The organism is Nitrosovibrio sp. Nv4 (genome assembly GCF_900215485.1).
Taxonomy (GTDB): domain Bacteria; phylum Pseudomonadota; class Gammaproteobacteria; order Burkholderiales; family Nitrosomonadaceae; genus Nitrosospira.
This window is the reverse complement of the sequence record NZ_OCMZ01000002.1, coordinates 781,626-794,015: the sequence shown is the minus strand read 5'-3', so window position 1 is coordinate 794,015 and position 12,390 is coordinate 781,626. Positions and strand designations below refer to the sequence as shown.

Here is a 12,390-nt window from a genome sequence, read left to right as displayed (position 1 = left end):
TGAACGATCAATTTCAGGAATAGACGCCTGTAAGACGTGGATGGCTGGGTGATCAGCCCCCAACTTCCGCTTCCTTCACCGCAACAAGGGATGCTGATCGGGTTGACGCTCACGATCTTTATTCCGGAACTATCAAGTGCTGGCATTGCCGACGCCCACTTTCACCCGATCCAGCAACACGGCAAGATCGGGGGTCAGGTCCTGCCAGGCGTTCCCCCGCTATAGTACAGCAGGGTTTTGCCGGCATATCAAAACCTCAGTTTCAATGTCCCTACAACAGTACGTCGCGACCCCAGGAAGAAGCTCCCGCTGCCTGAGGCGGGACCTGCAGTAAAGTATTTTTCATCAAATATGTTATTCGCATTGATGAGAAACTGCCAGGGGCCGTGATCATATCGAAGGACCGCATCGAACAGGGTGAACGACGGCGTAGTGCTGGTGTTTGCCTCATCATTAAACACTCTGCCCACATAGCGTACGCCGCCCCCAATGAAGAATCCTCTCAACGCGTCGACATTCAACGTGCCGAGGTTATAATCGAGCCAGCCCGAGGTTGTCAGATTGGGAACGCGGACTGGCATGTTACCTTCAAAACCAAGGCTACTTTCGGTTACCTTGACGTCGACATAGCTGAAAGCGCCGATCGCATTCAGGCCTCGAAAAACCTCTGTCCTTGCTTCCAGTTCCGCGCCCCGGGAGCGAACCGCACCTGCTACCGACAAGCCAAGCGGTGTGCGAGGATCAGGAGTCAGAACGTTGGTTTTGGTCAACTCGAACAACGCTGCCGTGAACAAATTCCTGGTGCCGGGAGGCTGATACTTGATGCCCACTTCATACTGGGAAGCGCGCGTAGGTTCGAAGGGACTGTTATTAAAAAAATCGAGCCCATATTGAGGCAGAAAAGATTGCGAATAACTGAAATAAGGCGCGACGCCGTTGGAGAAAAGGTAGGTCAGGCCGGCCCTGCCGGTGTACGCTGAATCTTTGCTCGCGGTATGCTGCGGGTTGAAAATATTAACGTCAGTAACGCTCGACACCTTGTCGTGGCGGCCGCTTAGAGTTAAAACCCAGCGCTGATCAAACTTGATTTGATCCTGTACGTAAAAGCCAACCTGGTCTATCTTCTGGACGCCGTCGATGAACAGGGAATCCGGTGTGGGTATTGGCAGGTTATAGTTGGGATTGAAAACATTAATGGAGGGTGTTGGAGCACTGGCGTTAAAATATTTGAGGGTGGATTCGACGCGGTTCCAGTCGATTCCAACCAAAGCCGTATGCCTGAAAGGACCTGTGTTAGCACGAGCTTCCACGTGCGTATCGAGCACCGTTTGATCCACTCGTTCCCGGGTACCGAATGCACTGCGACCCAAGGTTCCATCTGCGGCAAGTCCCGCTGGATTAATGTCTCTGTACCTGCCATCGAGCCGCATGAAACGGAAGTTTTGCCGCGCCGTGAAGGTTTCATTGAAATGGTGCTCAAGTTTATAGCTGAAGGAGGCCTGGTCGGTCGAAAACTGCGTATAGTTGGGTACCCCCAGAACTGTTCTGGTCGGGCGGCCATCTGGCGCAGCCTGGTAAAAGGCAGACGCTTCGCTGCGATTATTCAGGATATCACCAAAAAGAGTGACGGATGTCCTGTCGGTGGGACGCCAGGTCAGCGACGGCGAGATGTAAAAGCGCCTGATCTGGGCGCGGTCTCCTCCTGTATTGGCAAAGCGTAGCTGGGTACCCGTGTCGAGCGCGGAGGTCACAAGCCGGAACATCAGCGTTCCATCTTCATTGGCCAGGCCGAAGTCCCCCGCGATTCGCTTGCGGTCAAAATTGCCGTACTGGAGTTCGATCTCGCGGATAGGAGCGGCAGTGGGAAGCTTGGTTATCCTGTTCACGATACCTCCGGCATCGCCGCGTCCAAACGTGACTGAGGTGGGACCGCGCAATACATCCACCCGCTCGAGAGAATAGGGATCGGTGATGAAGTCGGCGAAAAAGAGCCCTCTTCCCTGCTGGCTTAAATTATCCCGGAAGTTGGCAGTGCTCAGGGAGTTGAAGCCCCTCATGCTTACATACTCGAAACCCCGTCCATCAAACCCGAACTGGTCTGCCGTTACGCCCGGTATATAACGCAGTGCTTCGGTGAAATGGAGGTTCACGCCGCGCATGGTCATCTCATCGCGGGTAATGACGGTCATCGACTGGGGTATTTCGATAATCGGGGTCTTCGTCTTTGTCGCTGTCATGGTATCTTTCGTACCATACTCGACTTTGTCAAGTCCTGTATCCTTGATAACCATTGTTGGCAAGACAGTTTCCCCCTGCTTGCCCGGTTCAGCCGGCGTTTGAGTATCTTTTGCAACCGGTGCAGCCTTCACTTCTGAAGTTTTTTCTTTCGATTCGGATGATGGTTCTGCAGAGGACTGCCCGGTGCTACCTTCTCCCGGAAGAATTTTCCTTTCGGACTGCCCAGCCTTGGCCGGTTCTGGAGAAGCCTGTTGTGCATGAGCATATCCTGTCATCGACAGGCTGAGGAGGGCGTACTGTAGCGCGGTTGCGAGTTTGGTGCGTTGGATGCGGTGGGTAAGTGGACGGCGCCCTTTAATAGTTTTTGTATAGGCTTTCATTTTTTTGTTTGCTGGAAGTTAAAAAAAGTTAAGTATCTGCATTCGATATTTTAACCGCTTTAATGCGACTGAGAGCGATTTTCGTTTCTGTTTTCGTTTCTATTTTTATACTCATTGGTTTGCCACTGCGCGTATCTGGCTTCCTGCCTGGCTTACATCCTTCTGCTCGATCGTGTCAAACAGGGCATGGCCTATCTCATCCGTCCTCACTGCAATCACCGAAAGCAGCGTATCGCTTAAACCATGAGTTTCTTCGCATGCTCCTTGAAGAAAGATAGCCGGATGGAAATTGGGTGTGCTCTTCAAACGATAGTGGCGGTCAACGGTGAAGCTGCCCATGTAGGGTGAAAGTGGCCGCAGCAATGACTTGTGATAATCTCGTCGGTAACCGGTCGCAAGCACCACCACGTCGTACAAAGCGTTGTACTCGCGGTCCGTATTGAGGTCGCGAAGGAGCAGCTCGATTCGTCCTTCAGGTAAAGTGCGGACGGAGCCCACTTCATGGCGCCTGAGGAATCGGTGGCGTAAATCGCCCGTAACCCTTTGCTGGTAGAAGGCATTGAAGATTTGTTCGATCAGGACAAGATCGGGCGCGGCGTAGTTGGTGTGCCAGACTTCCTCCAGCAAGGCGGTACGGTCCGGCTCGGAGCGGCTGAAAATAAAGTCGGTGAAATCCGCATTGAAAATTTCGTTGACGAATGGGCTGTCATCAGAGGGCTTGATCGCGCGCGCGCGCATGATCAGGTCGACGTGGGGGGCGTCGGGGCGATTATGTAGGTCCATGAAGATTTCGGCGGCGCTTTGCCCCGCGCCGACAACCGCTATCTTTTCGGCGTTCCCATGCCGGGCGATCTCACGAAGATAGCTATTCGAATGAAAAATGCGCCCATCATTTCTCAAATGATGGAAGCACTCGGGAATACGGGGCACTCCCCCCACGCTGACGATCAGGTTGCGTGCGAATCGCTCCCGGATCGCCCCCTGCGAATCGCGCGAACGCACCCGCAGCAGCGTTACTTCGTCATTCCGTTTTTCCGGCAGCACTTCCAGCACTTCTTCACCATAAGCGCAGCGATCGTCGAAGTGGGACGCAGCCCAGGCAAGGTAATCGTTGAACTCGTGGCGGCTGGGAAAAAATGTCTTGAGGTTGATGAAGTCCTGGAGCCTCTGCTTCTGGTGCAGATAATTGATGAACGTGAAATGGCTGGATGGGTTGCGCAGGGTAGCCAGGTCCTTCAGAAAGGATATCTGCATATGTGTGTTATCCAGCATCATGTTTGCATGCCAGGCGAAATTTGGTTGCTTCTCGATAAAGAATGCGTCTATTTCGTATCCTTCCTGTTTCTTTTCCTCCAGGGTAATTGCGAGCGAAATGTTAGAGGGGCCAAAGCCGATACCGATCAGGTCATGTATTTGCATAGCTGTCCTCAGGATAAAGATGTGGAATAGGTTGTTGCGACAGCGTCCCGCGGTACCCGCAGCCATTGTCCGAAGAAGCGCTCCCGCAACAGCATCCCCAGCGTGGTTCGTTTACTCGAGTTTTAGTTGATCTGCCTGCTGACGAAGCCATCACGTGGAAATTTCCGCTCCGTCCCTGGATTGCAACAGCAGTCTGCCGCCATCACAGCTCGATACATGAGTGACCTGGTCGGGACCACTTGTAAAAGGCGTAGCACAGCGCTGCAAATTCAGGCCTTGCTCATGTAAATGTCCCATCTATCAGTTCCCAGCCAACGGTTGTGTTTCCAGTGCGAATAGGTGCCAATTGCGAACCGCCAGTTCGATCCCTTATGGTGGTCATTCTGCTTAAAGACGAATGAGAAACATTATTTTTTACAATTGTGGTTTGGTTTGCTTTCAATGCCGCTCAATTATTTTCTGTTTCCAGGCTGTGAAAAAAATCTGTATGCGGTATTCAAGCGCGCGCTCACACATTCCTTCCATTCCTGGCGTGTGAACTGTTTCGAGTGGTTTGAAGGGGGCCAAATACCGAGGTCTGGCGTTGGCTACGGGAAGTAGCAGATATGCGTTCGCATGGCACCACCGGGCAAGCGGCCCGGGGAACAATTGCGCGAGGAGTGCATCGCCCTGCAAAGCGCATGGCCAACGTATTCAGCCTTGTCGAAATCAGCAGCCGGCAAGCAGCCAGGAATTGCATGAGCGCTTCCGCAGCTGGCTTTCACCGCTGCGGCACCGTTATCACTCTACGGCACGTTCATGGGAGTAGCGACTGAACCTGGCACATGAACGTATCGCCGAACTTTGCGGGCAGCTCAAGCTCTCCACCATCGCCGAGGCACTCCCTTATCCGGCCCAGAAAGCCGAATCCATGGCACCCCGTTCATCGCAGCCCTCACCCTCGATGCTCCGAATCGGCCAGCTTCCCTCACACATACCTGCCATCTGGGCCAGTCCCTGATACAACGCCGGAAACAAGCTGTTGTTGAAGTTGTTCCAACGCAGTTCCAGGATGGTGTCCTGCGGACTGATCTTCGTGTTGAGGACGTCGACGATCACCTCGCCGGAGTCGACGCCGTTGTCCATGTAATGGAACGATGCACCCGTCATGTCCGCCACGGGTACGGGAGCGGTTTCCATCGTCGTCCAATCAACCACCTTGAGGCCCCTTGCCCCATACAGCGCATCCAGCGTCGCATACGCGCCGCGGCGCTCATGGGGCGAGTCCAGACGGGTGATGCCCGGATGGATGTTGACCATCTTGCGATGGAATGGAGTGCCCGGCCGGACCAGCTCATCCAGGATGATGAGCAACCCGTCCACCACGACGAGTTCCGCCCCCACGGCCAGCAGCGTGTCCTGAAGGCACGCCTCGAAGGCGCTCTTGCCTGCCGGCCGATCGGCAGCATCGAGGGAAAGCCTGCGATAGACGGACGGAACCCCGTGGAGAAGATCGTTCAGGCGCTGGCCCTGTACCTCGAGATCCGGGGGATAGAACCACAGCCCGCCCGGCCGGCAAAAGAACCCGTACTCCTTGACCTTCTCACGATCCCGCGCCGATCCCTCGTCGTCGTCGAAAATCACCGCTTCCAGGGAATAGGCCGCACCGAGTTTCGTCCCGTTCAGAGCCTCGACCAGGTACTCGAGCGGGGACTTCATGTACCGCCGCTCTCCCTTGTACTCGACGTACTGCCCGGCCTTGTCGGCCGCGGCGTTCCTGAATGAACAGATGTAGGCAAGCTTCGTTTTCGACATGTCCGTGCAATCGCCATGAGGTTGTGCGTTACGTTCAAGACGATTTGCGACCTACAATGTTTAGTGTCCCCTGGTGAAGATTTTCGCCAAAAGTGATTTGGGGTACTCAGACCGGCTCATAAATATTTACGATACTGGTTCGTCTCTTCACTATCACTATATTGCGAGAGAGCCATGCTCAAGTATCTTATCAACCAATCACGGATATTGTTGGCGGGTGCTTCATTGGTGACCGTGTTTCACGGTGCTTGCAGCGTTTTTCTGGTTGCGCAGATCAGTTCTGCGCTCACCGCGACAGAGCAGGAAAGTGGAACAATGGCGCCAACGTTCATTGCTACCGCCGTTGCGGTAATGCTAAGTTATGTCGGCGCTGCGATTCTTTTTGAGCGCCTGGGCCAGCGCGCGCACGCAGACCTGCGCAGCTTTGTCGCGAGAAAGGTTCTGGCAGCTGATTACCGTAATCTCGAGACTGTCGGCGCCGCTCGCATACAATCGGTCCTGGCTGAGCATTGCACCCGCGTAGCGGAATTTTTTGTCAGCTTTCCAGTAATCCTGATGAACGCCGTCATCGTCGCTGGGTGTCTTCTGTATATGGCGTGGCTCTCGTCGCAAGTGTTCCTGCTTGCTATTATCGTAGTCGGCTTGGGCTCCGTGGGGTACCATTTAGCGCATTTGCGCGCAATACGCCACCTCAATAATGCGTCCCTGGAACAGGACAAGTTATTTTCCTACTTTCGTTCCCTCACAGATGGGGCCAAGGAACTTCGCTTGAACCAAAAAAAACGAAAGGCGTTTTATGATGACGTGCTCGCGAGCTCGATTGAAACCGTGCGCCGTGAAAGGACCTTTGGGATGTCGGTCTTCGTTGCTTCTGGTGGTTGGGCGCAATTCCTGCTTTATGCGTTTGTTGGGATGGTATTATTTGCCCTGGTAAGTGACGGACCCGATCGAGCTTTGATCATGACGGGCTATGCGCTGGTATTCGTCTACATGGTGGGTCCGCTCGAAGCGCTTCTATTGCATATTCCGCGCGCCAACCTGGCCAAGGTTTCCGCGGAGAGAATAGAAGAAATAACACGGGAGATGACCACATTGGAGATAGAGTCCGATAGTTCTTCCCCCCCTGGGTTGCAGTCCATCCTGCTTCAGGGTGTGTTGCACCGGTATTATCATGAACAGAGCGATGAGTTCTTTACGCTGGGTCCGATCGATCTCGATTTTCATCCGGGAGAGATCACTTTTCTCGTTGGCGGCAATGGCAGCGGCAAGACCACTTTGGCCAAGCTCCTGGTCGGGCTTTATCCGCCGGAGGAAGGCCGGATAATTCTCAACGGCGACGTGGTGGATGAGAGCAATCGTGACCGTTACAGGCAGCTTTTTTCGACGGTTTTTTCCGATTTCCATCTTTTCGACCGCTTGCTTGAAACAGGCAGGGCTGATCTGGATAGCGAGGGTAACAATCTTTTGGCCAAACTGCATTTGCAAAACAAGGTTAAGGTGCAGAATGGTGCTTTTACCACCCTCGCGCTCTCGCAAGGGCAGCGCAAGCGTCTGGCTTTGGTCGTTGCCTATCTGGAAAATCGCCCGTTTTTTATCTTCGACGAGTGGGCAGCGGATCAGGATCCCGTATTCAAGGAAGTGTTTTACCGCGAACTGCTCCCGGAACTTCGCGCGATGGGTAAGGCTGTACTCGTGATCTCGCATGACGATCGTTACTTCCATCTCGCCGACCGCCTTGTGCGCATGGAAAGCGGATGTTTGACCTTCAATAGCCGGGGACCAATGAAAGACAGTGCGACAAAAAACAGCGGCACGACGCCTTCGCTAGCGCTTGACAGCATAATTTAACGCCGTGAAACGAATTATCGCATCTGCGATGCCTGACTCAGTCGGTTCACCGGCGAGACAAGCGGCTGGCAAACGGTCTATCGGCCGCAATATTTTTGTCCTGATGCATCGTTGGACCGGACTTTTTCTGGCTGCATTCCTGTTCATTTCCGGGTTTACCGGAGCGATCATCTCATGGGACCATGAACTGGATGAGTGGCTCAATCCGGATTTATTTGAAGCGCAAAGCGAAGGTGTTCCCCGGTCCCCGTTGGTACTCGCCGAACAACTGGAAGCGGCCGACCCACGGTTGCTGATAACCTGGCTGCCGTTGACGATCGAGCCCGGGCACAATCTCGGCCTCGCGGTGAGCCCGCGCCTGGATCCGGCCACAGGCAAAGCGCTCGAGCTCAACTTCAACAATGTTGCGCTTGATCCCGTGGATGGGGAAGTACGAGGAAAACGGATGTGGGGGGAGATTTCGCTCAGTCGTGAGAACCTGCTTCCTTTCCTGTACAAGTTGCACTACAGCATGCACATCCCCGATGGATTCGGTGTTGAGCTTGGCATCTTGTTCATGGGTATTCTGGCAATGGTCTGGGCTCTGGATTGCTTCATCGCACTGTGGATTTCATTTCCCAATGCGAGCGCGTGGCCTAAATCGTTTGCATTCCGTTGGCGGCAGGGGCGTTCAAAGCTGAATTTTGACTTGCACCGCTCCGGTGGAGTCTGGGTGTGGGGATTTCTGCTGCTTCTCGCGGTCACCGCTGTCTCGATGAACCTCAATCGGCAGGTAATGCGACCGCTGGTGTCGCTATTCTCGACGCTAACGCCGAGCCCTTTTACGGGTACCCCCAGTCCACCGGACCAGCCCATCGAACCGGTAGTCGGCCGGCGCCATATTCTCCAGCTTGCCATTGCGGAAGCTGGAAAGCTCGGCTGGAGTGCCCCTCCAGGCGGGATATTTTATGTGCCGGAGCATGGAATTTATGGGGTAACATTCTTTGAACCGGGGCACGAGCATGGCGATGTCGGGCTGGGTAATCCATCCCTGTACTTCGACGGCAGGACTGGAGACCTCGCTGGGCTTAAAATACCCGGTACCGGCAGTGCGGGAGACATCTTCATGCAGGCCCAGTTCCCTTTGCACTCCGGCCGCATCATCGGCCTGCCCGGACGCATTTTCATTTCAGCAATGGGGCTGCTGGTAGCGATGCTCTCCATTACCGGCGTGATCATCTGGCAGAAGAAACGCTGGGTACGAAAGAAAATGCTCGCAAAAACCGAATAAAGGCTTTAGAAGAAGACCCTGCCGGGGTCAGATATTTTGCCTGTCGGCAGATTCGTGAGCAGGCTCACTCGCAGCTTTTGGCGGCTCCTGATTCTCATCCGCTGGTTCTGCTGGTTCTTGCTCCAGATGTTCCATGATCGCGTACGTCAGCTCCTTGCACCCCTCGCCAGCCAGCGCCGAAATAGTAAAGCTTCTTCCCTTCCAGCCGGCGCTGCGAATGAATTTTTTGCATATTTTCTCCCGTTCATCTTCGGGTAGCAGGTCGACCTTATTGAGCACCAGCCAGCGAGGCTTCTGATAAAGAGATTCATCGTACTTCCTGAGTTCTTCAACAATGGCCTTGGCTTCGTGCACGGGATCAACGTTTTCATCCAGGGGCGCTACATCCACAATATGCAGCAACAGACGGGTGCGGGTGAGATGTTTCAGGAATTGATGGCCAAGTCCCGCACCTTCTGCTGCGCCCTCTATCAGTCCGGGGATATCCGCCATCACAAAACTGCGGTTTTGATCCACCCGTACCATGCCAAGGTTCGGATGCATCGTAGTAAAGGGATAATCGGCAACTTTTGGGCGAGCGGCCGAAACCGCCCGGATTAGCGTGGATTTACCGGCATTAGGCATGCCCAGAAGCCCGACGTCCGCCAGAACCTTTAGTTCAAGCTTCAGATCGAACTCCTCCCCCGGTTCGCCAAGGGTAAATTGGCGGGGGGCCCGGTTTGTGCTGGATTTGAAGTGCAGGTTGCCAAGTCCTCCCCCTCCCCCCTTTGCCAGCAGCGCCTTTTGCTCATGCCGCTTCAAATCGACAACCAATTCTCCTGTGGCGGCGTTAGTGATAACCGTGCCTACCGGCATGCGCAACACGATATCGTCCGCGCCCTTCCCATAACAGTCGGAACCGCGGCCGTTTTCACCTTTTTTAGCGCGATGCATGCGGGCAAAACGATAGTCCACCAGGGTATTGATGTTCCGGTCGGCGATGGCAAAAATACTGCCGCCGCGTCCGCCATCGCCTCCCGAGGGGCCACCTTTTGGAATAAATTTTTCCCGTCGGAAACTTGCGACACCGTCGCCCCCTTTTCCGGCAATTACCTGGATGATCGCTTCGTCTATATATTTCATAAGCCTTTCCAATTTACCACGATACAAACAAAAAAGCCCTATCGGACTGACAGGGCTTTTTTGCGGAGATAATTAAAATTATACCGGTATGACGCTCACTGTTTTTCGTTGCTGCGCACCTTTCGTGCTGAAGTTTACTTTGCCGTCAACCTTGGCAAACAACGTGTGGTCCTTGCCCATTCCAACATTCTCGCCGGCATGAACCCTCGTGCCACGTTGACGAATGATGATGCTTCCAGCCGGGATCAGCTCGCCGCCAAAGGTTTTTACGCCCAAACGCTTGGAATTCGAATCGCGGCCATTTCTGGAACTGCCGCCTGCCTTTTTATGTGCCATGGTAAACTCTCCCTATACCGAAATGCCGGTAATCTGAATTTCGGTGTAATTCTGCCGGTGGCCTTGATGTTTCTGGTAGTGTTTGCGCCGCTTCATCTTGAAAATACGTATCTTGTCGTGTCTGCCCTGCTCCAGCACCGTTGCCTGGACCGACGCGCCGCTTAGCAGAGGCTTGCCCACGGAGACATTGTCGCCATCAGCAACCATCAGCACCTGATCAATCGAGAGTTCGCTCCCGATGTCCGCCGGTATCTGTTCTATTTTGAGTTTTAGCCCGGCCTCGACACGGTACTGCTTTCCGCCGGTTTTGATGATTGCATACATGTTTGGATTCCCTATTGCTCTCTTGTGAAAGCACCCTGAAAAGAGTAAGCGCGAATTATACATAGTCCCCTATACAACGTCAAAGGACTGTTGCGGATGAGTTTTGTGTCAAAATGCCGGGAGGTCCCGATTGCCGAACTTGACACGTTGGCAGGGACGTTTCTACCATGGCATCTTTTTTGCAGGAACCTCTGTGTCAATTGAACGTATAAGAAGCCTTATCGCCCAGGATATGGGGGCGGTCGATACCGTTATCCGCGAGAAACTCCACTCCGAAGTGGCGCTCATCCGGCAGGTAAGCGAATACATTATCAACAGCGGCGGGAAACGCTTGCGACCCTCGCTGGTAATCCTCTCCGCCGGTGCTTTCCGCTATGCCGGAAAATATCATTACAATCTCGCGGCAATCGTGGAGTTCATTCATACCGCGACTCTGCTGCATGACGACGTGGTTGATGCTTCCGAATTGCGGCGCAGCAAGGCGACCGCAAATGCCCTGTTCGGAAATGCCGCCAGCGTGCTGGTCGGCGACTTTCTATACTCCCGCGCGTTTCAGATGATGGTTGAAGTGGACAACATGCGCGTCATGCGGGTACTGGCGGACGCCACGAATACCATAGCCGAGGGCGAAGTGCTGCAGTTGCTGAACTGCCGTGATCCCGATGTTGACGAGGAGAATTACCTGCGGGTAATCCGTTATAAAACTGCCAAGCTGTTCGAGGCGGCGACGCGGCTCGGCGCGATCCTCGGCAATGCCACCTTGGCGGAGGAGGAGGCGATGGCCGCTTACGGCATGCATCTCGGCACAGCGTTCCAATTAACCGATGACATGCTGGATTACTCCGGGGATTATCACGAAACCGGCAAGAATCTGGGAGACGATCTGGCTGAAGGCAAGCCCACGCTTCCTCTTATTTATGCGATGAGAACAGGGTCAAGCGCGCAGGCAGGGATAATACGACGTGCAATAGAGCAGGGCGGGGAAGGCGGGTTTCAGCCAGTTTTAGAAGTTATCCAGCAGACCGGCGCACTGGATTATGCCCGGCAGAGGGCGCAAGCCGAATCCGAGACGGCTTCCGCAACGATTTCATTGTTGCCTGATTCCGATTACAAGGAAAGTTTGTTACAGCTGAGTACGTTTGCGGTAGCGCGAAATTATTGAGATGTTCCTGGTGCTGCGCATCTCCAGTTTGAATAGTATCGGTCGCATCGAAAAATTTGGATTTGCTCGGAAATCCCTTCCTGCGTACAATTGCTGCCCACGTACTCGGACGCGAATCGCCATGAGCGAAGAAGCACGGGGTAGATAGTTTCGGGGTGTAGCTCAGCCTGGTAGAGTACTGCGTTCGGGACGCAGGAGTCGGAGGTTCGAATCCTCTCACCCCGACCATTCGGTTTGTTCATACTGACCTTTTCCAATTTCGAGTCTCGTCTGAGAAGCGATCCCTCAGGGTTTGGGGTGCTCAAAATCCTGTCAGCACGAGGTCGATTTTATGCTGAGATTGACCAGCAGTTCATCTCCTTCAAAGTGAAGCACGTCCAGCACGCTCGTGCCAGCCAAACTGACCTGCCTGAACGAGCCTTCGGCAAAAGAATGCGTATAACTGGCACCCCTTGCTCCTTCATTCCCGCGAAAGCGGGAATCCATGTTTTTTAAAA

The 12,390-nt window shown here is 54.0% G+C and carries 11 protein-coding genes and 1 tRNA gene; 6 read left to right on the top strand and 6 right to left on the bottom strand.

Annotation, left to right across the window (positions count from 1 at the left end):
- Window positions 1-48 precede the first annotated feature (48 nt).
- Window positions 49-225, top strand: a complete 177-nt coding sequence (locus CRO05_RS15585; protein WP_159462737.1) for a hypothetical protein — start codon at window positions 49-51, stop codon at window positions 223-225.
- A gap of 23 nt (window positions 226-248) precedes the next feature.
- On the opposite strand, the gene CRO05_RS11865 is transcribed toward CRO05_RS15585, so the two are convergent.
- The gene (locus tag CRO05_RS11865) at window positions 249-2,618 is read right to left on the bottom strand and encodes a TonB-dependent siderophore receptor (protein ID WP_097067365.1); all 2,370 of its coding nucleotides are present in this window, start codon (window positions 2,616-2,618) and stop codon (window positions 249-251) included.
- A gap of 111 nt (window positions 2,619-2,729) precedes the next feature.
- Window positions 2,730-4,037 (bottom strand): lysine N(6)-hydroxylase/L-ornithine N(5)-oxygenase family protein, encoded by a 1,308-nt coding sequence (locus tag CRO05_RS11860; protein WP_097067364.1) that lies wholly within the window; start codon window positions 4,035-4,037, stop codon window positions 2,730-2,732.
- A 605-nt stretch (window positions 4,038-4,642) separates the two neighbouring features.
- On the opposite strand from CRO05_RS11860, the gene CRO05_RS11850 reads away from it, so the two are divergent.
- Window positions 4,643-4,852, top strand: coding sequence for a hypothetical protein (locus tag CRO05_RS11850; RefSeq protein ID WP_097067362.1), 210 nt, complete (start codon window positions 4,643-4,645; stop codon window positions 4,850-4,852).
- Between the two features lie 70 nt (window positions 4,853-4,922).
- Here CRO05_RS11850 and CRO05_RS11840 read toward each other — a convergent pair whose 3' ends face one another.
- Window positions 4,923-5,831, bottom strand: a complete 909-nt coding sequence (locus CRO05_RS11840) for a N(5)-hydroxyornithine transformylase PvdF (RefSeq protein WP_107758425.1) — start codon at window positions 5,829-5,831, stop codon at window positions 4,923-4,925.
- Window positions 5,832-6,005: 174 nt separating this feature from the next.
- Here CRO05_RS11840 and CRO05_RS11835 point away from each other — a divergent pair, with 174 nt between their 5' ends.
- Window positions 6,006-7,679: a cyclic peptide export ABC transporter gene (locus tag CRO05_RS11835; protein WP_235001422.1), complete on the top strand. Its 1,674-nt coding sequence runs from the start codon at window positions 6,006-6,008 to the stop codon at window positions 7,677-7,679.
- Window positions 7,680-7,683: 4 nt separating this feature from the next.
- Window positions 7,684-8,949 carry a PepSY domain-containing protein gene (locus tag CRO05_RS11830; RefSeq protein ID WP_235001421.1) on the top strand — a complete coding sequence of 422 codons (1,266 nt, stop codon included), beginning with the start codon at window positions 7,684-7,686 and terminating at the stop codon, window positions 8,947-8,949.
- A gap of 27 nt (window positions 8,950-8,976) precedes the next feature.
- Here CRO05_RS11830 and cgtA read toward each other — a convergent pair whose 3' ends face one another.
- The 3 genes from cgtA to rplU all read right to left on the bottom strand — a co-directional run bounded on the left by cgtA (window position 8,977) and on the right by rplU (window position 10,731).
- Window positions 8,977-10,071: an Obg family GTPase CgtA gene (gene cgtA, locus CRO05_RS11825; protein WP_097067360.1), complete on the bottom strand. Its 1,095-nt coding sequence runs from the start codon at window positions 10,069-10,071 to the stop codon at window positions 8,977-8,979.
- Window positions 10,072-10,149: 78 nt separating this feature from the next.
- Window positions 10,150-10,407 carry a 50S ribosomal protein L27 gene (rpmA, locus tag CRO05_RS11820; protein WP_097067359.1) on the bottom strand — a complete coding sequence of 86 codons (258 nt, stop codon included), beginning with the start codon at window positions 10,405-10,407 and terminating at the stop codon, window positions 10,150-10,152.
- Window positions 10,408-10,419: 12 nt separating this feature from the next.
- On the bottom strand, window positions 10,420-10,731 hold the full coding sequence (gene rplU, locus CRO05_RS11815) for a 50S ribosomal protein L21 (RefSeq protein WP_097067358.1): 312 nt from the start codon (window positions 10,729-10,731) through the stop codon (window positions 10,420-10,422).
- Window positions 10,732-10,924: 193 nt separating this feature from the next.
- On the opposite strand from rplU, the gene ispB reads away from it, so the two are divergent.
- Window positions 10,925-11,893, top strand: a complete 969-nt coding sequence (gene ispB, locus CRO05_RS11810; RefSeq protein ID WP_097067961.1) for an octaprenyl diphosphate synthase — start codon at window positions 10,925-10,927, stop codon at window positions 11,891-11,893.
- Between the two features lie 151 nt (window positions 11,894-12,044).
- Window positions 12,045-12,121: transfer RNA gene (locus CRO05_RS11805), tRNA-Pro, on the top strand.
- Window positions 12,122-12,390 lie beyond the last annotated feature (269 nt).

What these genes read in the sequence shown, in the direction of transcription:
- CRO05_RS11850 (WP_097067362.1), top strand. Translation starts at nt 4,643, where the DNA reads ATGCGTTCGCATGGCACCACCGGGCAAGCGGCCCGGGGAACAATTGCG.
- CRO05_RS11840 (WP_107758425.1), bottom strand. Translation starts at nt 5,831, where the DNA reads ATGTCGAAAACGAAGCTTGCCTACATCTGTTCATTCAGGAACGCCGCG.
- CRO05_RS11865 (WP_097067365.1), bottom strand. Translation starts at nt 2,618, where the DNA reads ATGAAAGCCTATACAAAAACTATTAAAGGGCGCCGTCCACTTACCCAC.
- CRO05_RS11860 (WP_097067364.1), bottom strand. Translation starts at nt 4,037, where the DNA reads ATGCAAATACATGACCTGATCGGTATCGGCTTTGGCCCCTCTAACATT.
- cgtA (WP_097067360.1), bottom strand. Translation starts at nt 10,071, where the DNA reads ATGAAATATATAGACGAAGCGATCATCCAGGTAATTGCCGGAAAAGGG.
- rplU (WP_097067358.1), bottom strand. Translation starts at nt 10,731, where the DNA reads ATGTATGCAATCATCAAAACCGGCGGAAAGCAGTACCGTGTCGAGGCC.
- CRO05_RS11835 (WP_235001422.1), top strand. Translation starts at nt 6,006, where the DNA reads ATGCTCAAGTATCTTATCAACCAATCACGGATATTGTTGGCGGGTGCT.
- rpmA (WP_097067359.1), bottom strand. Translation starts at nt 10,407, where the DNA reads ATGGCACATAAAAAGGCAGGCGGCAGTTCCAGAAATGGCCGCGATTCG.